Here is a 19,393-nt window from a genome sequence, read left to right as displayed (position 1 = left end):
ACTACATGCCGATACTAGAACGCGTTCACTCAGTGTGCGCGGAAAACCGGCTGATTGGAATCCGGTGCCGAAAGCCGTGTGGTGGGCGCGCGGTATTTGGTCGATACATGTCTGTTACCAGTTTGTTTGCTGAAGTATCGGGCCTCGGCGATTCCCGGTGCGGGGCGAGTGGGCGCCCTCCCTCTTTGGGGTGGATGGACGGCGCAATTGTAACGTGTTCTAGTTTAGGACTGGCGGGTGTGAGGCGGCGCGGGCTGCGGTGGGTGGTCGCCGGCAACCCCTCGGGGGTCTTTCGATCGTTATGGCCTCGGCGCACGCTCGAACCATGAGCGAATCACTTGTTGCGAAGGAAGCCGACCGCGCGCTCAAGGCCAAGCACCGTGCGGTGTGGGCGTCCGGCGACTACGCGGCCGTCGCGGCGGACGTCATTCCGGACCTGGGTGCGGTCCTCGTCCGAGCATCGGGAGTGCACAGCGGACAACGGGTGCTCGACGTGGGCGCTGGAACCGGCAACGCGGCGATCCCGGCCGCGCTGACCGGTGCCGATGTCGTCGCGTCGGATCTCACGCCCGAACTGTTCGACGCAGGACGGCGGCTCGCCGCCAAGCGCGGCGCCGAACTCGCATGGCAGGCCGCCGACGCGGAGGCACTGCCGTTCGGTGACGCCGAGTTCGACGCCGTGCTGTCCTGCTTGGGTGTGATGTTCGCGCCGCATCACCAGGCCGGCGCCGACGAACTGGTCCGCGTGTGTAAGCCGGGCGGCACCATCGGGCTGCTCAGCTGGACGCCGGACAGCTTCATCGGTCGGATGTTCGCGGCCATGAAGCCGTACGCGCCGGCGCCCCCGCCCGGTGCGCAGCCGCCGCCGCTGTGGGGCGACGAAGCTCACGTCCGCGAACTGCTCGGGGGCCGGGTCACCGACGTCGTCGCGCAGCGCGACACCGTCCGGGTGGATCATTTCGACAGTCCCGAGGCGTTCCGCGACTACTTCAAGGCCAACTACGGGCCGACGATCGCGGTGTACAAGGCGATATCCGGCGACGAGGACGGTGCCGCCAAGGGCGCGGCGCTCGACGCGGCACTCGCCGACCTGGCCCGACAGTTCGGCGTCGGCGGGGATCGGTTCGCGATGGACTGGGAGTACCTGCTGCTCACCGCCCACAGGCGGGCGTAGCCGGAGTCGAGGTCGCCGACCCTCGCTGTGACACTATGGCCAGGTGAGTGATGTAGTGCCGACCCCGCCCGACCCGTTCTTCACGGTGGGCACCCGCCTGCCCGACCGCCTGGGCCGCACCGGCACCATCCACACCCCGCACGGCGACATCCAGACCCCGGCGTTTATCGCGGTCGGCACCAAGGCCACCGTCAAGGCGGTGCTGCCCGAGGCGATGAAGGATCTCGGCGCGCAGGCGGTGCTCGCCAACGCGTACCACCTGTACCTGCAGCCGGGACCGGACATCGTCGACGAGGCCGGCGGGCTCGGCACGTTCATGAACTGGGACGGCCCCGCCTTCACCGACAGCGGGGGCTTCCAGGTGATGTCGCTCGGTGTCGGGTTCAAGAAGGTTCTCGCGATGGAGGCCGTCGGCGTCCAGTCCGACGACGTCATCGCCGAGGGCAAGCAGCGACTCGCGCACGTCGACGACGACGGCGTCACGTTCAAGTCGCACCTCGACGGTTCGCCGCACCGGTTCACCCCCGAGGTGTCGATGCAGATCCAGCACCAGCTGGGCGCCGACATCATGTTCGCGTTCGACGAGCTGACGACGCTGCTCAACACCCGCGGCTACCAGGAGCAGTCGGTCGAGCGGACGCAGGCGTGGGCGGTGCGCTGCATCGCCGAGCACGAGAAGCTCACCGCCGAGCGCGCGCACCGGCCGTACCAGGCGCTGTTCGGTGTCGTGCAGGGCGCGCAGTACGAGGACCTGCGCCGGCAGGCCGCCCGCGGGCTCGAGTCAATCCAGGGCGTGAGCGGCCGCGGCTTCGACGGCTACGGCATCGGCGGTGCGCTCGAGAAGCAGAACCTCGGCACCATCGTGCGTTGGGTCAATGAGGAGTTGCCCGAGCACAAGCCGCGGCACATGCTCGGCATCAGCGAGCCCGACGACATGTTCGTCGCGATCGAGAACGGCGCCGACACCTTCGACTGCGTCAACCCGTCCCGGGTCGCCCGCAACGCCGCGATCTACCACCCGGACGGCCGCTTCAACATCAACACCGCGCGGTTCCGTCGGGACTTCACCCCGATCGACGACGAGTGCGACTGCTACACGTGCGCCAACTACACGCGCGCGTACATCCACCACCTGTTCAAGGCGAAGGAGATGCTCGCCTCGACGCTCTGCACCATCCACAACGAGCGGTTCACCGTGCGTCTGGTGGACCGGATCCGGGAGAGCATCGAGGGCGGGTACTTCGACGAGTACAAGGCCGAGATGCTCGGCCGCTTCTACGGCAGCAAGCCGTCCTCGACGGGCGCGTAGCTGGGCTCGCGCTTCTTCACGTACGCGATCACCCGGTACGTCACCGGCATCACGAGGATCTCGACGAGGGTCTTCCACACGAAGCCCACGATCACGTAGTTGACGAAGTCCGACCACGTGGAGATGCCGATCGCACCGGCGGCGATGGAGCAGAAGATCACGGTGTCGGCGAGCTCGCCGACGACGGTCGAGCCGATGAGCCGCGCCCACAGGTGCTTCTCCCGGGTGCGCTCCTTGATGAGCACGAGGACGGCCGAGTTGAGCAGCTGGCCGACGAGGTAGCCGGCGAGCCCGGCGATCAGCAGCCGCGGTACGACGCCGACGACGGCGTCGAATGCGACCTCGTTGTCGTAGAAGTCGGCCGAGGGGAGCTGCTGGGTGATCCAGAAGCTGATCGCCGCCAGCAGCAGCGAGCCGAAGCCGATATAGATCGCGCGGCGGGTGGCCTTGAAGCCGTACACCTCGCTGAGGACGTCACCGACGACGTACGCGAGCGGGAACAGGAAGAATCCGCCGTCGGTGATGATCGGAAGGACCTGGAACGGGCCGACCGAGACGTCCTGGTCGACGAAGAACGCCACCCCCTTGGTGGCGCAGATATTGGAGATCAGCAGTGTCGCCGTGAACAGCGCCACCATGGTGGCGTAGTAGCCGCGGGTGACGGGCGCAAAGGACGCCGGATCGGACGCGTGGGGCGGGGACTGTACTGACTCTGTCACCGCGCCATCCAAGCATTCGACGAAGTGTGACGCCGATCCGCACCCCACCCACGCCCGTTTTGCGCACTTGCCGCAGGTCCGGAGCCCGGCCCGGGCGGCAAGCGCGCAAAACGTGGGTCAGTGGTGGATGAACACCGCTAGCGGTGGACGGGCCCGCCGACGGTGACCCGGTACGCATATGTCGACGCGATGATCGTCATCGGCACGGTGATGAACAGGCCCAATCCGAACGGGATGAGGCCCAGGATGTTCAGGCCGATCAGAGCGAGTGCGAGCAGCAGCAGGGTGCCCCAGTTCGAGGCGATCGCGCCGAAGCTGGACTTGATCGCAGTGAGCGGGTCCTGGTTCTGGTCGATGACGAACTGCAGGGTCCACCAGGTCAGGAACATCACGATCAGACCGGGGATGATCAACAGGATGAGACCGACCGTCGTGAACACCGCTACGAGGAAGCAGGCCACGATGACGGCGCCGATGTTCCGGAGTTGGAAGAACGAGCCGATCGACGGCTTGGTGCCATCCGTCTCCTGTAACGCGCCCATCACGAACGCGGCCTGGAGCAGGTAACCGACGATCGTGATGACCAGGGTTCCGATCACGCTGGTGACGAACGATGCGCGATCGTTGAACGCCCAGTTGAGCAGACCCTCGATGATCCCGGCGATCAGCATCAGCACCACCCAGGACAGGGCGTTGCCCGCGAACTTGCTCCACGCGTACGAGATGGCGTCACCGACTCGGAGCGCGCCTCCGGGGCCGGCCTGACCGTAACCGGCATCGAACGCCGGAGGAGGGGGGTAGCTCCCCGGCGGGGGCGGGTAGCCGCCGGGTGGCGGGAAGCCGCCGGGCGGAGGCGGCGGGTAGTTCCCCGGAGGCGGCGGGGGATACCCGCCCTGCGACGGAGGAGGGGGAGGGTAGCTGCCGGGCGGCGGCGGGTATCCCCCCTGCGGGGGCGGGTAGCTGCCGGGCGGAGGGGGTGGGGTGCCACCACCGGGCTGCGACGGAGTGTCGTTTCCGCCTTCCGGGCTCTGGTTCGGGTCGTGTCCACCAGTTGTCATGTGTGCACCTGGGTCTCGTCGGGGTATTCGGTGAAGTTCGAAACTTCTGGTACGAAACCCTACGTGGCGAGTGGTCGGTTTGCGCGCTCTCTATGGTCGCGTCAGCCGTGGAATATCCACGGGTCCGCGGGAACACTCTCAGGATCCCACCGATCGAGAAGCTGAGTGAGAGTAACGATCTCGCCGTCAGCGGCCATGCCGAGCGACCGGGCGAGCGCCGCCAGGACGTCGGCGGGGGTCTGTCCCAACTCGGCCTGGTCGGCGAGGGTGACCGCGCCGTCGCGTTTGGCCAGACGTTTCCCTTCGGCGTTGAGGGCGAGGGGCACGTGCGCGTACGTCGGCGCGGGCAGGCCCAGCAGCCCGGCGAGGTAGGCCTGGCGGGGTGCCGACGACAGCAGGTCGTCGCCGCGGACCACCTGGTCGATGCCCTGCGCGGCGTCGTCGACCACCACCGCGAGGTTGTAGGCGGGTGTCCCGTCGCCGCGTCGGAGCACCAGGTCGTCGACGGTGCCGGTGTAGCGGCCGTGCAACTCGTCCTCGACCGTGAACTTGTCCGTGCCCGCCCGCAGTCGCAGCGCCGGCGGCCGGCCGCTCGCCCGGCGCTCGTCGCGCTCGGCGTCGGTCAGATTGCGGCATGTGCCCGGATACGCACCGGCCGGTGCGTGCGGAGCGGAGGCCGCCTGCAGGATTTCCTTACGCGTGCAGAAACATTCGTACGTGAGTCCGGCGCGCTGCAGTCGCGCGATCGCGGCGTCGTACAGCGGCAGCCGCGCCGACTGATGCACCACGTCGCCGTCCCAGTCCAGTCCGATCGTGGCGAGGTCGGCGAGTTGCCGCTCCTCGGCACCGGGCCGGACGCGGTCCAGATCCTCGACGCGCACGAGGAACCGGCGCCCGGTGGAGCGGGCGAACAGCCAGGCGAGCAGAGCCGTGCGCAGGTTGCCCAGATGCAGGTCGCCGGACGGGCTGGGAGCGAATCGTCCCGCATGGGTGGTTCCGTCGACCTGTTTCGGCATTGGTGCAGCTTATCGAGGTCGCAGCCGGCGTCCGGGGCCTGGTCGGCTCTGTGGAATCCGTAGCCAAACGGCCCTCGGGAGGCGTAGCGTCCTCAGTGCTGAGTCTGCGCCGGCCGCCGCTCTCCCGCTGGACACTTCGGGAGACCGCGACCGGCGACGCCTTCAAGGGAGCGCGCGCCCGCCGCCGGCACGTGCGGTCAGGAGGTTCCGGTGGCGACCGTAGCATCCAAACCTGTTGCTGTTCGGCCATTTCCGAGCCGATGGGCCCGCAAAGGCGAGTTCATCTATCGCGTGATCACGACGACCGATCCCAAGATGCTCGGGATCATGTACCTGATCACGTCGTTCGCGTTCTTCATGATCGGCGGTCTGCTGGCGCTGCTGATGCGCGCGGAGCTTGCGCGGCCGGGGCTGCAGTTCCTGTCGAACGAGCAGTACAACCAGCTGTTCACGATGCACGGCACGATCATGCTGCTGCTGTATGCGACGCCGATTGTGTTCGGGTTCGCCAACTACATCCTGCCGCTGCAGATCGGTGCCCCGGACGTGGCGTTCCCGCGACTCAATGCCTTCAGCTACTGGGCATTCCTGTTCGGCGGCATCATCGCGACCGCCGGCTTCGTCACCCCGGGTGGTGCGGCCGACTTCGGGTGGACGGCATACTCGCCGTTGACGAGTGACCTGCATGCGCCCGGGATGGGGGCCAACCTGTGGATCATGGGGCTCGCGCTCAGCGGCCTCGGCACGATCCTGGGCGCGGTCAACATGATCACCACCGTGATCTGCCTGCGTGCGCCCGGCATGACCATGTTCCGGATGCCGATCTTCACGTGGAACGTCTTCATCACCAGCATCCTGATCCTGGTGGCGTTCCCGATCCTCACGTCGGCGCTGATGGGCCTGTTCGCCGAACGGGTGGCCGGCGCCAACGTCTACGCACCCGCGACGGGCGGCGTGTTGCTGTGGCAGCACCTGTTCTGGTTCTTCGGCCATCCCGAGGTGTACATCGTCGCGCTGCCGTTCTTCGGTATCGTCTCGGAGATCTTCCCGGTCTTCTCGCGTAAGCCGATCTTCGGTTACACGGGGCTCGTGTACGCCACGATCGCGATCTCCGCGCTGTCCATCGCGGTGTGGGCGCACCACATGTATGCGACGGGTGCGGTTCTGCTGCCGTTCTTCTCGTTCATGACGTTCCTCATCGCGGTCCCGACGGGCGTGAAGTTCTTCAACTGGATCGGCACCATGTGGCGTGGGCAGCTCACATTCGAGACCGCGATGCTGTTCGCGGTCGGGTTCCTGGTGACGTTCCTCTTCGGTGGCCTGTCCGGTGTGCTGCTGGCGAGCCCGCCGATCGACTTCCACGTCACCGACTCGTATTTCGTGGTCGCACACTTCCACTACGTGCTGTTCGGCACCATCGTGTTCGCGACCTACGCGGGCATCTACTTCTGGTTCCCGAAGATGACCGGCCGCATGCTCGACGAGCGCCTCGGCAAGTGGCACTTCTGGATGACGTTCATCGGTTTCCACACGACGTTCCTCGTGCAGCACTGGCTGGGCGCCGAGGGCATGCCGCGCCGCTACGCGGACTACCTGCCGTCCGACGGCTTCACCGGGCTCAACGAGATCTCCACGATCGGCTCGTTCATCCTGGGCGCCTCGACGCTGCCGTTCCTGTGGAACGTCTTCAAGAGCTACCGCTTCGGGCAGGTCGTGACCGTCGACGACCCGTGGGGGTACGGCAACTCGCTCGAGTGGGCGACGACGTGCCCGCCGCCGCGGCATAACTTCACCGAGCTACCCCGGATCCGTTCGGAGCGACCGGCATTCGAGCTGCACTACCCGCACATGGTGGACCGGCTGCGGGCGGAGGCCCACGTGGGCCCGGGCAGCGCGGGCCGTAAGGTGACGGCGGTCATCGAGAGCAGCGACCGCGAGGCGGACACCGACCGCACGCCGTTGCCGGAGGAGGAGCATTACAAACCCGGCGACGAGAAATGACGTCGCCGCCGGGCGCGGTGCGATCAGGCGCGGCGACCGAGCGTCGCGAGGACCCGGGTGTGGCGGTCGGCGTGCGGGGACACGTCGACCGCCGGCCCGCACACGCCGTCCATGCGGATGGAGTCGCCGAGTTGCGCGATGACCGCGTCGAGCATGTCCATGTCGCGGTCCGGGATCGTCGTCTCGAGACCGGCGGCGCGCGCGATGTCCCAGCCGTGGACGATCAGGTCGAAGCAGTAGAAGGTGCGCATCGTCGACGCCAGGTCGGTGCGCCCGAAATGCCCGTCGTACTCGATGCCGGCTTTCGCGGGGTCGTCGAGGATCGCCTGGACCGCGTCCCGCGTGTGCCGCCAGGCGCCGGTGGGATCGTCCGCCGCCGACGGGCCTTCCGGAATCGACAGACCGACGACGCCCACGATCTGCGCCTGCGTGTCGACGATGTGCGCGACCACGTCGCGGGTGGTCCACCCCTCGCACGGGGAGGGGCTCTCCCAGCGCTCGGCGGGGACGGCGTCGACGATCTCGGTGAGGCTCGCGGCGAGGCGTCGGTACAGGTCTGGGGTGGTCTCGGTGGTCATCATGCCGCTGATTCTCCGTGGCCGGGCACGACGCGGGCTTGCATCGATCGGACATCGAGAACCGACGCGGCGCCGTGCCAGTCCGGCGCCTCCCCGGCGAGCAACTCGGTGGGGGTGAGCGTCGCGATGCGCCGACACTCGCGGGACAGGTGCGCCTGGTCGCTGTACCCGGCGTCGGCGGCGAGCGCGGCGAGTCCCCGGTCCCGGTCCGCCCGGGCCAGGTGCATGAACCGCTGCAGCCGCAGGATCGAGCGCAGCGTCGACGGCCCGTACCCGAACGCGTCGTTGCAGCGGCGCTGCAGCTGGCGTCCGGTCATCGACGACGCGTCCGCCAGCGCGTCGACGCTCCACGAGTGGGCGGACAACGCCGAGGTGATCCGGGCCGCGAGCGGATCGGGGTCGGGGCGAGCGTCCAGCCAGCGGCGTCCCGCGGCCTGGAGCACCGCCAGTCGGGCGGCGTCGCCGTCGGTGTGCTCGAGCCGGTCGACGAGGGTGCGTTCGGCCGCCGCCCCCAGGACGTCGGCGAGGTCGACTCGGGTGTCGCGGATCTGGGCCGCCGCCGTGCGCAGTACGTGCGGGGCGGTGCCCGGACGGAAGCGGATTCCGAACGACTCGGTGCCGGGTGGCAGCGCGAACGACCACGCGGTGGTCTCCGGTCCGCAGACCCGCACGCCCACACCGGGAATCCACAGCACGTCGATGCAGCCGTCGGGCACCAGCAGGTGCCGTCCCTGCGCGCGGGCCGACCACGCGCACACGAGCGTTCCGGCCAGATCCGGCGTCACCGATGTCGGCGTGTACCACCCCATGCGGCCCAGAGTAGGTGTGGGCGCCGACAATCCGGGGCCGGAGCGGGACGGTCCGAAGGTCAGGAGAGGAGCCCACGCATGAGAAGAACTCTGGCGGTCCCGCTCACCGTGCTCGCCGCGGGCGCGGTGTTGGTCGGCTGTTCCGACAACGGCGATTCCGGGCCGGCCCCGTCCACGACGTCGATGCCGTCCACTGTGCCGGCGGCCGGTCCGGCACTGTCCACGGCCCGGACGAGCATCGGCGAGGTGGTCGTCGACGTGAACGGGATGACCGTCTACGCGTACGACCGGGACCAGCCCGGCACCAACGCCAGCGCGTGCGACTCCGCCTGCCTCCAGATGTGGCCGCCCGTCACGAGCGGCACCACACACCCCGACGTCACCGGTGTCGGCGGCGTCATCGGCACGATTCCCGGACCGCTCGGCGGCCACCAGGTCACCGTCAACGGCATGCCGCTGTACCTGTTCGCGGGCGACACGCGCCCCGGTTCGCTGGCCGGTCAGGGCATGGACAACCTGTGGTGGGCGGTGAACCCGGCGGGGGAGAAGATCACGAACGCGCCGGGTGGGTGAGCGCTATCGCCGGGCGATGGCGACGATGATCCACACGATGAGCCACAGCCCGCCCGTGAGGATCGTCAGGATGAAGTGCAGCAGATGGTTGACGGGCTTCCGGCCGGCGACCACCACGGTTGCCGCTGCCGCTGCCGACGAGGAGTTGTTGATGATGATCGGAGCGGGCGGCGCGGCGACGGCCGGAGCATGTGCCTGAGGTGCGGTGTGTTCCGTCCACCGAATACCGTCCCAGTACCGCTGAACCGGCTTTCCGTCCGGATCCGCGTACCAACCGGCAGGCGTCGTGGGAGGCGGCGGAGTCGGGGCCGGTGCCGAAGGAACAACCTTCGGAAGGACAAGAGTGTCGGGGTTCGACGAAACCGGCGCGGGAACGAGCGGATTTTCGGGCGTGGTCATGGGTTCCTCCGTTGGGATTGGATTCGGTGGGTCGAAGCTCCGTGCCAGTTGCGCGGAGTCGAGTCGTTCGAGGCGTGCGGGATCCGTGTGTCCGAGGCTTGGACGGCACGGGGACAGTCGGAGGTTGCGACGCAGGGGCATGTGAACCGCCGCGACTTCCATCGCATCGGATGATTACGGACGGCGGTGGTGCGGGCGGCTACCGTCCGGCTGACCTCATTTGCCCGTTCGGTGCGCGCATCGAGGCGTCGGCCGGCCGCAGTCGGCGTCTCGAGAAGAGCGACGCCGGTCGATCGATCCAGTGAGATGTGGTCGTTCGCCGCGGACACGCGAACGTACTCGTCGCTGGACGCAATGATCCCCCCGGATTCGTCGTGCACTGTGCTTCACCTACCAGCACTCCCCCCCCAGCGAGCGCCGACGTGAGTACCCGTCGATTGCGGGAACTCGGCGAGGCAACGATACAAGTTACATTCGCGTCCCGACACGAAACGATCGCTGTCCGGTCAGGGCATGGACAACCTGTGGTGGGCGGTGAACCCGGCGGGGGAGAAGATCACGAACGCGCCGGGTGGGTGAGCGCTCGGCCGCGGGTCAGTGCGCGGGCGGGAACACCTCGGCCTCGGAGATGACGTCGACGGTCACCCGGGTGCCGACGTCGGGGGTGCGGGTGCTGGCCTGGCGCACCAGGATCTCGGTGCCGGAGTCGAGGGTGATGTCGAGCAGGGCGGGGGCGCCCAGGAACTCGGTGCGGGTCACGGTGCCGGTGCCGCCCTCGGTCACCGCGGTCGCGACGATCTGCTCGGGCCGCAGCATCAGCCGACCCGGGCCGCGGAAGTCGCTGTTGCGGACCGGGATCCGGCCCAGTGCGCACGACGCGACACCGTCGGCGACGTCGGCGGGCAGCAGCACGCACTCGCCGAGGAAGCGGGCGGTGAAGTCGTCCACGGGGGAGTGGTACAGCTGCTCCGGGGTGCCCACCTGGGTGAACTGTCCGGCGCGCATCACCGCGACCTGGCCGGCGAAGGTCAGCGCCTCCTCCTGGTCGTGCGTGACCAGCAGCGTCGTCACCCCCGCCGCGCCCAGGGTCTGTGCCACCGATTTGCGGGTCGTCACGCGGAGTCCCGCGTCGAGGGCGCTGAACGGCTCGTCGAGCAGCATCACCTCGGGATCGCGGGCGAGCGCGCGGGCGAGGGCGACGCGCTGCTGCTGACCGCCGGACAGCTCGTGGGGTCGTCGACGTGCGTAGGAGCTGTCGAGCGAGACCATCTCCAGCAGTTCGGCGACGCGCGCCTCGGACGCCTTGCGGCCGCGCCACCGGGAGCCGGGCAGCCCGTACGCGATGTTCGCGCCGACGGTCAGGTGCGGGAACAGGGCGCCGTCCTGCGCGACGTACCCGACGCGCCGCCGGTGCGCAGGCACCATCTGCCCGTCGCCGGCGACGACGGTGCCGCCGATCGACACCGTGCCGCCGTCGGGCCGCTCGAAGCCGGCGATGATCCGCAGCAGCGTGGTCTTGCCGCAGCCCGACGACCCGACCACCGCGGTGATGGAGCCGCGCTCGACCTCGATGCCGACGCCGCGCAGCACGTCCGTCGGACCGAACGACTTCGACACCTTGTCGATCACGATCTCGCTCATGCGCCGGCCGCCTTCCGGGATTGGCTGAACAACAGGTAGGTCATCGGCAGCGACAGCACGATCATCAGCAGCGCGTACGGCGCCGCCGCCGCGTAGTCGAGGTCGCCGGTGAGGGCCCAGAAACGCGTGGACAGCGTGCTGGTGCCGGTGGGTGCGAGCAGCAGGGTCGCGGTCAGTTCGGTCGCGACGGCCATGAACACCAGCGCCGCGCCGACCGCGGCGGACGGCGCCGTCAGCCGCAGCGTCACTCGCCAGAACGTCGCCGCGGGGGGTTTACCGAGCGCGGCCGAGGCCTCCTCGAGGCCGACCGGCACCTGGGCGAGGCCCGAGCGGAGCGACACCAGCGACCGCGGCAGGAACATCAGCACGTACGCGACGATCACCATCGTCGTCGTCTGGTAGAGCGGGTTGGCGTAGCGGATCGTGACGGTGATCAGCGCCAGCGCGGTGACGATGCCGGGCAGCGAACTGGTGACGTAGTTGGTGCCTTCGACGATCTTGCTGATCACGCCGGGCCAGCGGACCGCCAGCCAGGCGACGGGGAACGCGAGCGCGGTCGCGACCAGTGCGCCGGCGATCCCGAAGGTCAGGGTCTGCGACAGTGCGGACCATATCCGCGGTGACTGCCACACCTCGGATCCGCCGATCCGCAGCCACCGCACGATGGTCCACACCGGCACGCCGAGCGCGAGTGCCGTGAGCGCGGTCAGCGACAGGGCCGCCGGGAGCGCGCTCCACCGCAGCCGCACGCGCGTGGCCTGACGCGGGGCACCGGAACCGATGCGGGCGTAGCGGGCGGAGCCGCGGGCGCCGGACTCGGCGATGAGGAGGACCAGGCAGCACGCGACCAGCACACTCGCCAGCATGCTGCCGGCGGCGCCGTTGAACGTGGACTGGAACTGTTCGAGGATCGCGGTGGTGAAGGTGTCGAACCGGAGCATCGCGAAGGCGCCGTACTCGGCGAGCAGGTGCAGGCTGATCAGCAGGCTGCCGCCGAGGATGGGCAGGCGCAGCTGCGGGATGATCACGCGGAAGAACACCGCCCACGGTCCGGATCCGAGGGCGCGGGCGGATTCCTCGACGGCGGGATCGAGCCGCCGCAGCGCGGCCGCGACGGGCAGCGCGACCAACGGGAAGTAGGAGAGGGTGGCGACGAGGACGCCGGACCACAGTCCGTGCAGGGACGGGATGACGGTCACCCAGGCGTAGCTGTTCACGAACGCCGGGACGGCCAGCGGTGCCGCGAGAACCGGACCCCACCAACGGAATCCCGCGACGGTGGTGCGTTCGACGAGCCAGGCCGCGCCGACGCCGAGCACCGCGCAGATCGGGAGGGTGACGACCACCAGCGAGACGGTGTTGACCATCAGCTCGCCGACGCGGGGGCGGAAGATCAGGGCCGACGCCGTCTCCCACCCGGTCGAGATGGTGGTGGTGACGACGTAGCCGAGTGGAATCAGTGTGACGGCGACCAGCGCCGCCACGATCACGACCAGAGCAAGCGGGGGGCGGGGCTTGGTCCGCCCCCCGATTCGCTCAGAGAAGACCGGCATCCGTCATCAGTTGGGTGACCTTGGCGCTGTTGAGCTTCGACGGGTCGACGTTGGGGGCCTGCAGGTCCGCGAGCGGCACGAGCGCGGGGTTGGCGGCGACACCGCTGCCGACCGGGTACTCGTACGAGGTGCCGGTCTGCAGGATCTCCTGACCGGCCTTGCCGGTGATGTACTTCAGGAACTGCTGTGCGGCCGCCTGGTTCTTGCTCGACTTCAGGACGCCACCACCGGAGACGCTCACGAACGCGCCCGGATCCTCGTTCTTGAAGTACTGCAGGTCGGTGTTCTTGCTGTTCTCGCCGGTCTTCGCCTGATCGCCGAACCAGTAGTAGTGGTAGATGACGCCGCCGTCGATCTCACCGGCGTTGACGGCCTTCATCACCGTGCTGTTGCCCTTGTAGGGGACCGCGTTCGTCTTCATGCCGGCCAGCCACTGCTTGGTGGCGTCCTCGCCCTTCAGCTCGAGCAGCGCGCTGACGATCGCCTGGAAGTCGGCGCCCGACGGCGATGCACCCCAGCGGCCCTTCCATTCGGGGTTCTGCAGGTCCAGCAGCGACTTGGGCAGCTGGTCGGCGGTGAGCTTGTCCTTGTTGTAGACGAACACCGTCGAGCGGGCCGCGATGCCGGTCCACTTGCCGGTCGACGGGCGGAACTGGGTGGGAACCTGGTCGAGGGTGGCGGCGTCGACGTCGGCGAACTGTCCGGCGTTCTCCACGAGCGCCATCGCCGGCGAGTTCTCGGTGAGGAAGACGTCCGCGGGCGACGCGGACCCCTCGGCGACGATCTGGTTCGCGAGCTCGGTGTCCGATCCGTTGCGCAGAGTGACCTCGATGCCGGTCTCCTCGGTGAAACCGTCGACCCACTCCTGGGTCAGCGACTCGTGCTGCGCGTTGTAGACGGTGATCTTGCCGGCGGGAGCGCCGGAGCCGCCGGAATCGGTGTTGTCGTTCGAGCATGCCGCGACGCCGATCAGCGTCGTGGCTGCGAACGCTGCGCCGAGGATCTTCTTCCACCGTGCTGCCATCTCGGACCTCTCATCGCCCTCACCGGCGCCTCCGGTGAGGTATGGCTAAGCAACTTACACCGCATGTGGTGTCCTCGAATCACGCCCACCTCAGGTCGGGACCTTCGACCCTGCGGGCGTCGGGGCAGCTCCGCGGTGCCGGGCGAGGCCTGGGAACAGGAAAGCCCCCGATCTGCGATGTCGCAGATCGGGGGCTTCCCGTTGGCGGAGGATAGGGGATTTGAACCCCTGAGGGCGTTAACCCAACCCGCGTTCCAGGCGAGCGCCATAGGCCACTAGGCGAATCCTCCGTTGGGCAGCATACCGGGTCGGGGGCGCAGAATGCCAAACGGGCCCGATGGAGGGGTGCGTCACGGCGATCCCCGATAGTCCGGTTACACTCGTAGACGGATCCCGCGCGGCGCGCATCCTGTGAACTCCCCCAGGGCCGGAAGGCAGCAAGGGTCAACGGGCTCTGCCGGGTGCGCGGGGTCCCCTATCTCTTCCCGTCCCCGACCGGTCGCGTCGGTGAAAGGCCGCCCATGCCTGTGCAGACCCAAATCGGGTTGATGAGCCACGAGGAACTTCGCTCCGAACTCGAGCGCCAGACAGCGAAGTACGAGCAGCTCAAGGCGGAGAAGCTGAAGCTCGACCTCACGCGCGGCAAGCCTGCACCGGAACAGCTGGACCTGTCGGCGGGACTGCTCTCCCTGCCCGGCGACGGTGACTTCCGGGACAGCGACGGCACCGACTGCCGCAACTATGGCGGCCTTACGGGCCTGCCGGAACTGCGCGCGATCTTCGGTGAGCTCCTGGGCATCCCGACGGCGAACCTGCTGGCCGGCAACAACGCGAGCCTCGAGATCATGCACGACACGATCGTGTTCTCGCTGCTGCACGGCGCCCCGGACTCCCCGCGGCCGTGGTCGCAGGAGTCGGTGGTGAAGTTCCTGTGCCCGGCTCCCGGCTACGACCGCCACTTCGCGATCACCGAGTCGTTCGGCATCGAGATGATCGCGATCCCGATGCGCGACGACGGCCCGGACCTGACCCGGGTCGCCGAACTGGTCGCGTCCGATCCGCAGATCAAGGGCATGTGGTGCGTTCCTACGTACTCCAACCCGACCGGCGCGGTGTACTCCGAGGACATTGCGCGCGCCCTCGCGTCGATGCCTGCCGCGGCCCCGGACTTCCGTCTGTACTGGGACAACGCATACGCCGTGCACCCGCTGGTCGAGGAGTGCGCCCCGGCGCTCGACATCCTCGGCATGGCCGCGGAGGCCGGTAACCCGAACCGTCCGCTGGTGTTCGCGTCGACCTCGAAGATCACGTTCGCCGGCTCGGGTGTGAGCTTCTTCGGCGGCTCCGAGCAGAACCTGGCCTGGTACCAGCAGCATCTGGGCAAGAAGACGATCGGCCCGGACAAGATCAACCAGCTCCGTCACCTGCGCTTCTTCGAGAACGCCGACGGCGTCCGTGCGCACATGGACAAGCACCGCGAGATCCTGGCCCCGAAGTTCGCCAAGGTGCTCGAGATCCTCGAGGATCGTCTCGGTGCGTCGAAGGTTGCGTCGTGGACCGAGCCGAAGGGCGGCTACTTCATCAGCCTCGACGTCGTCGACGGCACCGCCAAGCGGGTCATCGAGCTCGCGAAGGAGGCCGGCATCGCGCTCACCGCGGCCGGTTCCGCCTTCCCGTACAAGCAGGATCCCGAGGACAAGAACATCCGCCTCGCCCCCAGCTTCCCGTCGATGGACGAGCTGACGAAGGCGATGGACGGCGTCGCCACCTGCGTCCTGCTGGCGGCCGCGGAGCACGCGCTCACCAAGGGCTGATCCCTCCGAACATCACAGTGGCCGGGCACCGAAAAGGTGCCCGGCCGCTCGTGTTCCTATGGCCTGAACGGGAATTCATGGCACTGTTCGGCGGCGCGAGCGTGTCGTGAGTTCCCGTTCGACGGGTCAGAGGGTGACGCGCTCCCCGGCGTGCGCCGAACCCAGCCACGTGTGCGGGTTGCCGTTCCAGCACCAGCCCAGCTTCGGCTTGCGGTCGCTGATCCACAGCGCCGGAACCCGCTTGTCGCCGCAACGCGACGCGAGCAGTGAGAAGCACTTGTTCTTCCGCAGCATGTCGGGGCGCGCGGTGACGAGCGCGATGCCCTCGTCGATGGTCAGCGGGCTGCGGCCGTCGGCGGTGATCTTCACCAGCGCGTTCTGCGGGGTGACGTTGAGGAACTCGGTACCGGTGTCGATGTCGAACAGCAGGTAGCCGGCACCGGCGGGGACGTCGACGCCCTCGATCGGACGGAATGTGGTGAGCTCACCGGCCTCGAGGACGGTGAATCCCTGTCGGCTGCCGAGTGCGGTGCGGGCGATCGTCTCCTCGCGGGGAAGCCCGGTCGGCACGACGATGAACGGGATGTGGTCCTCACCGCGTTCCACATCGGCGTCGGGGCGGGCGGCGACGACGTCGCGGAGTGGGGCGAGTCGTTCTCGGAAGCCGGCCTCGGTCGACCCGGCGAGGGCGGGATAGCCGAGGGCGACGAGGTGGTCGAGCTGACGGTCGAATTCTGCGGGCGCATCGGTCACGGGGGTCCTTTCGACGGCGGTGCAAGGTCCAACGCGCACGGGACGTCGTTGGTTCCCCGCTCGACCGGAAAAGCTGCCATACTCCGGCCAGGGTCGCCGCGCCGGACGCGGCGGGTTCGAAAGTGGTGAGTGCCATGGCCACCCCGGCCGCTGTCGACGGACACGGATCGCCGACGGTCTCGACGCGTCGACCAGCGATCCTCGACGTCTTCCTCCTGGCCCTGAACATCCCAGGCGCCCTGGGTGACTCGGCGGACGGATCGGAGCAGCGCACCGGCCCGCGACCCGATCTAGCCCCGTTCCTGCCGGCGTCGAGCGCCGATCCGGTGAGCACACCGCTGCCGCTGCGATTGTGCGCCGTGCGGGGAACGGTCGATCGCGCCGGGAACGAACTTGTGCTCGGAAGGGATTCTGCGGCAATCCATGTCGGGAGTGCGGCCGGATGCCTGTCGCTGTGGATCGTGCCGGGACAGGGGGCGGTGCTCGCGTGCGAGGCGCTGGTCGCCTCTCCGAGTGAGGGATTCGTCGACTGGCGCGCCGGCGAAATCGGCGCCACGGTCGACCGGTTTCTCGCCCCGTTCGGCCTCACCGCCGACGCCCGGTTGCGCGACGTGTTCCCGGAAGTCGACGCCGCGGTCCCGAACCTCCAGCTGTCCGAACTCGTTGCCGGTTCCGGGCACGAACGTGCGTCGGCGGCCCTGGCGATCGAGGTGCGCGGCGATGGCGGTGACCGTGTTCGGCAGCGGGTCGACGGCGGTGGAACGGACGCCGCCGGATGGAGTTGGGGGCGCATCGCACTCGTCGAACGGCCCCTGCGGGCGGGTGCGGCCATCGCCGTCCGCGAGGACGCCGGAGCGATCCTGTTCGATCTCGACGCGACCGCCGCCGACCACGACCACGGCGTTTTCGGGGTGGGCGAGATGATCCGTGCCCTCGTGCCGTGGGTCGCGGTCCGGGCGCGGCACGCGGCGGACTACCGGTTGGTGCTCGACCATCTGCACGACCACGACGCACTCGAGGACGGTCGCCTGCTCGCCGCGCTCGACGACGTCGCCGCGGTGCAGGCGCGGCGCATGGAGCGTGTCCTGCTGGTCACCGAGGCGCGGCACGACGGTGTGTCACTGCCGCGGATGGCACCCGCGCAACTGCGGACGGTGCTGGTGCGCCGGCTGTCGGCGGAGATGACGGTGCTCGACGCCGAACTGGGGGAGGCGACCCGGGTGATCGAGCGCGCGATGCTGCGCAGCGCCGAGCGTCGCGGACGCCGGCATTCGCGGATCGCCCAGGCGTGGTCGGTGGCGGCCGGCGTCATCGGGGTGGTCGCGGTGTTCGCCGCGCTGGCGGCGGTGCCCGCGGTGGACCAACCGACCCTGTTCGGTCACTGGCTCGAAGCCCTGGCGGCGACGATCGCGATCACCGCCGGCGTCGTCGTGATCGTGGTCCTCTGGCGCCGCCCCTCGCGACCCCGACCTGCGGATGCGCCTGCGGCGTCCGGCCGGATGGCAGGATCGGGGCATGGCCCTCACGCTGAACCTCGTCGGTGACCCGGAAGCGGACGCCCTGCTGGCGTCGGACCCGCTCGCGCTGCTGATCGGCATGCTCCTCGACCAGCAGGTGCCGATGGAGACGGCCTTCGCCGGCCCGAAGAAGCTCGACGACCGCCTTGGCGGCCTCGACGTCCACAAGATCGCGGAGATGAACCCGGACGACTTCATCGCGGTGTGCGCGCAGCCGCCGGCGGTGCACCGGTTCCCGAAGTCGATGGGCGAGCGCATCCAGTCGCTGTGCGTGTACATCGTGGAGCACTACGACGGCGACACCGCCGCGATCTGGACGTCGGGCGACCCGGACGGCAAGGAGGTCCTGAAGCGGCTGAAGGCGCTGCCCGGCTACGGCGACCAGAAGGCGCGGATCTTCCTGGCGCTCTTGGGAAAGCAGATCGGCGTCCAGCCGGCCGGGTGGCGCGCGGCGGCCGGGTCGTACGGCGACGAGGGCTCGCGCCGGTCGATCGCCGACGTGGTCGACCGGCAGACGCTGCTCGAGGTGCGAGAGTTCAAGCAGGCCGCCAAGGCTGCGGCGAAGGCGGCGAAGGGAAAGTAGGGACGCCTGCATGCACGATGACGGGTCGCTGCTGTACGCGTGCGTTGCGGACGACACTGATCTGGTGCGGGAACGCCTCGTGGGTGCGACTCCCGCCCAGCTGAAGAAGTCCACGCAGGAGCACGGAACACCGCTGCACGCGGCCGCGCTGTGCGGCACCACTGACGTGGTTGATCTGCTGATCGCTGCCGGCGCGGATCTGGAGGCGGGCAACTTCGTCCGCAACAACCCGATGCTGGCCTGCATCGAGGCGGGCAAGCTCGATATGGCGCGCTACCTGCTCCAGCGGGGTTCGTCGCCGACCCGGAAGGGGCTGCAGAATCGCGGCGCGCTGAGCCTGCTGATCCTGCATTCCTGGGATCGCGACTTCGCGGAACACCTGCTGTCGCTCGGCGTCGACGTGAACGCGACCGCTCTGGACAAGCAGAACCTGCTCGGCGATGCGGCCGGCATCAACAACGGCTACGCCATCGACTGGCTCCTCGGACGCGGGATCGACGAGGCGTTCCTCAACGAGGCCCTGCGCGGGGCCGTCTGGTACAACGCGATTGATGCCGTCACTGTGCTGCTCGACAAAGGCGCGGATCTCGACGAGATGTTCATGACGGCCAAGGGTCTCGGCAAGAGCGTGTACCACTGGACGGCTACCGGCGATGGGCGGAAGCCCCTCCTGCGCCTCCTGCTGGCGCGCGGCGTCGACTTCACCCAGGCCCCGGCGCGGCAGATCTCGGTCACCACGGGGAAGACGAAGCTCAGCCCCTTGGACTACGCGCGAGAGCGCCTCGAAATGTTCCCCGACGCCACGGAGATCGCCGAGAACATCGCCCTCATCGAGGGCAACGGCCGGTAGCGTCGACCATTCCCGGGATCTG

18 protein-coding genes, 1 tRNA gene and 1 other RNA gene are annotated in these 19,393 nt (G+C 68.8%); 9 read left to right on the top strand and 11 right to left on the bottom strand.

The window, feature by feature from the left end; all coding sequences use genetic code 11:
• Positions 1 to 325: 325 nt before the first annotated feature.
• Entirely contained in the window at positions 326 to 1,174 is an 849-nt protein-coding gene (locus ABI214_RS12145) for a class I SAM-dependent methyltransferase (protein ID WP_348610706.1), read from the top strand.
• A gap of 43 nt (positions 1,175 to 1,217) precedes the next feature.
• Positions 1,218 to 2,483 carry a tRNA guanosine(34) transglycosylase Tgt gene (tgt, locus tag ABI214_RS12140; protein WP_348610703.1) on the top strand — a complete coding sequence of 422 codons (1,266 nt, stop codon included), beginning with the start codon at positions 1,218 to 1,220 and terminating at the stop codon, positions 2,481 to 2,483.
• On the opposite strand, the gene ABI214_RS12135 is transcribed toward tgt, so the two are convergent.
• The 3 genes from ABI214_RS12135 to gluQRS all read right to left on the bottom strand — a co-directional run bounded on the left by ABI214_RS12135 (position 2,450) and on the right by gluQRS (position 5,276).
• A complete protein-coding gene (locus ABI214_RS12135; RefSeq protein ID WP_348610700.1) occupies positions 2,450 to 3,202 on the bottom strand; it encodes a queuosine precursor transporter in 753 nt (250 codons plus the stop codon). The two genes, tgt and ABI214_RS12135, sit on opposite strands and share 34 nt — an antisense overlap.
• Before the next feature lie 137 nt (positions 3,203 to 3,339).
• Entirely contained in the window at positions 3,340 to 4,260 is a 921-nt protein-coding gene (locus ABI214_RS12130; protein WP_348610698.1) for a hypothetical protein, read from the bottom strand.
• A 101-nt stretch (positions 4,261 to 4,361) separates the two neighbouring features.
• A complete protein-coding gene (gluQRS, locus tag ABI214_RS12125; protein WP_348610695.1) occupies positions 4,362 to 5,276 on the bottom strand; it encodes a tRNA glutamyl-Q(34) synthetase GluQRS in 915 nt (304 codons plus the stop codon).
• 210 nt (positions 5,277 to 5,486) lie between these two features.
• Here gluQRS and ctaD point away from each other — a divergent pair, with 210 nt between their 5' ends.
• Positions 5,487 to 7,277, top strand: a complete 1,791-nt coding sequence (ctaD, locus tag ABI214_RS12120) for an aa3-type cytochrome oxidase subunit I (RefSeq protein ID WP_348610692.1) — start codon at positions 5,487 to 5,489, stop codon at positions 7,275 to 7,277.
• Positions 7,278 to 7,300: 23 nt separating this feature from the next.
• Here ctaD and ABI214_RS12115 read toward each other — a convergent pair whose 3' ends face one another.
• Complete coding sequence (locus ABI214_RS12115) at positions 7,301 to 7,858, bottom strand: TIGR03086 family metal-binding protein (RefSeq protein WP_348610689.1); 558 nt, start codon at positions 7,856 to 7,858, stop codon at positions 7,301 to 7,303.
• Positions 7,855 to 8,664 carry a helix-turn-helix domain-containing protein gene (locus ABI214_RS12110; protein WP_348610686.1) on the bottom strand — a complete coding sequence of 270 codons (810 nt, stop codon included), beginning with the start codon at positions 8,662 to 8,664 and terminating at the stop codon, positions 7,855 to 7,857. The genes ABI214_RS12115 and ABI214_RS12110 overlap by 4 nt, the downstream gene beginning before the upstream one ends.
• A gap of 78 nt (positions 8,665 to 8,742) precedes the next feature.
• Between ABI214_RS12110 and ABI214_RS12105 the strand changes: the two genes are divergently transcribed.
• The gene (locus ABI214_RS12105) at positions 8,743 to 9,237 is read left to right on the top strand and encodes a COG4315 family predicted lipoprotein (protein WP_348610683.1); all 495 of its coding nucleotides are present in this window, start codon (positions 8,743 to 8,745) and stop codon (positions 9,235 to 9,237) included.
• Positions 9,238 to 9,240: 3 nt separating this feature from the next.
• On the opposite strand, the gene ABI214_RS12100 is transcribed toward ABI214_RS12105, so the two are convergent.
• The 5 genes from ABI214_RS12100 to ABI214_RS12080 form a co-directional block, all read right to left on the bottom strand.
• On the bottom strand, positions 9,241 to 9,636 hold the full coding sequence (locus tag ABI214_RS12100; protein ID WP_348610680.1) for a DUF2510 domain-containing protein: 396 nt from the start codon (positions 9,634 to 9,636) through the stop codon (positions 9,241 to 9,243).
• 594 nt (positions 9,637 to 10,230) lie between these two features.
• Positions 10,231 to 11,277, bottom strand: coding sequence for an ABC transporter ATP-binding protein (locus ABI214_RS12095; protein ID WP_348610677.1), 1,047 nt, complete (start codon positions 11,275 to 11,277; stop codon positions 10,231 to 10,233).
• Positions 11,274 to 12,830: an ABC transporter permease gene (locus ABI214_RS12090; RefSeq protein ID WP_348610674.1), complete on the bottom strand. Its 1,557-nt coding sequence runs from the start codon at positions 12,828 to 12,830 to the stop codon at positions 11,274 to 11,276. Before ABI214_RS12090 ends, ABI214_RS12095 begins: the two co-directional genes overlap by 4 nt.
• Positions 12,814 to 13,854 carry an iron ABC transporter substrate-binding protein gene (locus ABI214_RS12085; RefSeq protein ID WP_348610671.1) on the bottom strand — a complete coding sequence of 347 codons (1,041 nt, stop codon included), beginning with the start codon at positions 13,852 to 13,854 and terminating at the stop codon, positions 12,814 to 12,816. Before ABI214_RS12085 ends, ABI214_RS12090 begins: the two co-directional genes overlap by 17 nt.
• A 202-nt stretch (positions 13,855 to 14,056) precedes the next feature.
• Positions 14,057 to 14,144, bottom strand: a tRNA-Ser gene (locus ABI214_RS12080).
• 95 nt (positions 14,145 to 14,239) lie between these two features.
• On the opposite strand from ABI214_RS12080, the gene ffs reads away from it, so the two are divergent.
• Together ffs and ABI214_RS12070 are read left to right on the top strand one after the other, a co-directional pair.
• Positions 14,240 to 14,334: signal recognition particle sRNA small type (gene ffs / locus ABI214_RS12075), an RNA gene on the top strand.
• A 41-nt stretch (positions 14,335 to 14,375) separates the two neighbouring features.
• Positions 14,376 to 15,668 (top strand): aminotransferase, encoded by a 1,293-nt coding sequence (locus ABI214_RS12070; protein WP_348610668.1) that lies wholly within the window; start codon positions 14,376 to 14,378, stop codon positions 15,666 to 15,668.
• Between the two features lie 126 nt (positions 15,669 to 15,794).
• Here the strand turns inward: ABI214_RS12070 and ABI214_RS12065 are convergent, their stop codons facing one another.
• A complete protein-coding gene (locus ABI214_RS12065; RefSeq protein WP_348610665.1) occupies positions 15,795 to 16,421 on the bottom strand; it encodes a DUF5701 family protein in 627 nt (208 codons plus the stop codon).
• 134 nt (positions 16,422 to 16,555) lie between these two features.
• Here ABI214_RS12065 and ABI214_RS12060 point away from each other — a divergent pair, with 134 nt between their 5' ends.
• Genes ABI214_RS12060 through ABI214_RS12050 form a run of 3 tightly spaced genes read left to right on the top strand, consistent with a single transcriptional unit; the run spans position 16,556 to position 19,371 of the window.
• Complete coding sequence (locus ABI214_RS12060; protein ID WP_348610662.1) at positions 16,556 to 17,965, top strand: hypothetical protein; 1,410 nt, start codon at positions 16,556 to 16,558, stop codon at positions 17,963 to 17,965.
• Positions 17,937 to 18,521: an HhH-GPD-type base excision DNA repair protein gene (locus ABI214_RS12055; protein ID WP_348610660.1), complete on the top strand. Its 585-nt coding sequence runs from the start codon at positions 17,937 to 17,939 to the stop codon at positions 18,519 to 18,521. The genes ABI214_RS12060 and ABI214_RS12055 overlap by 29 nt, the downstream gene beginning before the upstream one ends.
• A gap of 10 nt (positions 18,522 to 18,531) precedes the next feature.
• Positions 18,532 to 19,371 (top strand): ankyrin repeat domain-containing protein, encoded by an 840-nt coding sequence (locus tag ABI214_RS12050; protein WP_348610657.1) that lies wholly within the window; start codon positions 18,532 to 18,534, stop codon positions 19,369 to 19,371.
• Positions 19,372 to 19,393 lie beyond the last annotated feature (22 nt).

Origin of the sequence: Prescottella soli, assembly GCF_040024445.1 — a bacterium.
Classification (GTDB): domain Bacteria; phylum Actinomycetota; class Actinomycetes; order Mycobacteriales; family Mycobacteriaceae; genus Prescottella; species Prescottella soli.
This window is presented reverse-complemented; position numbering and strand designations above follow the sequence as displayed.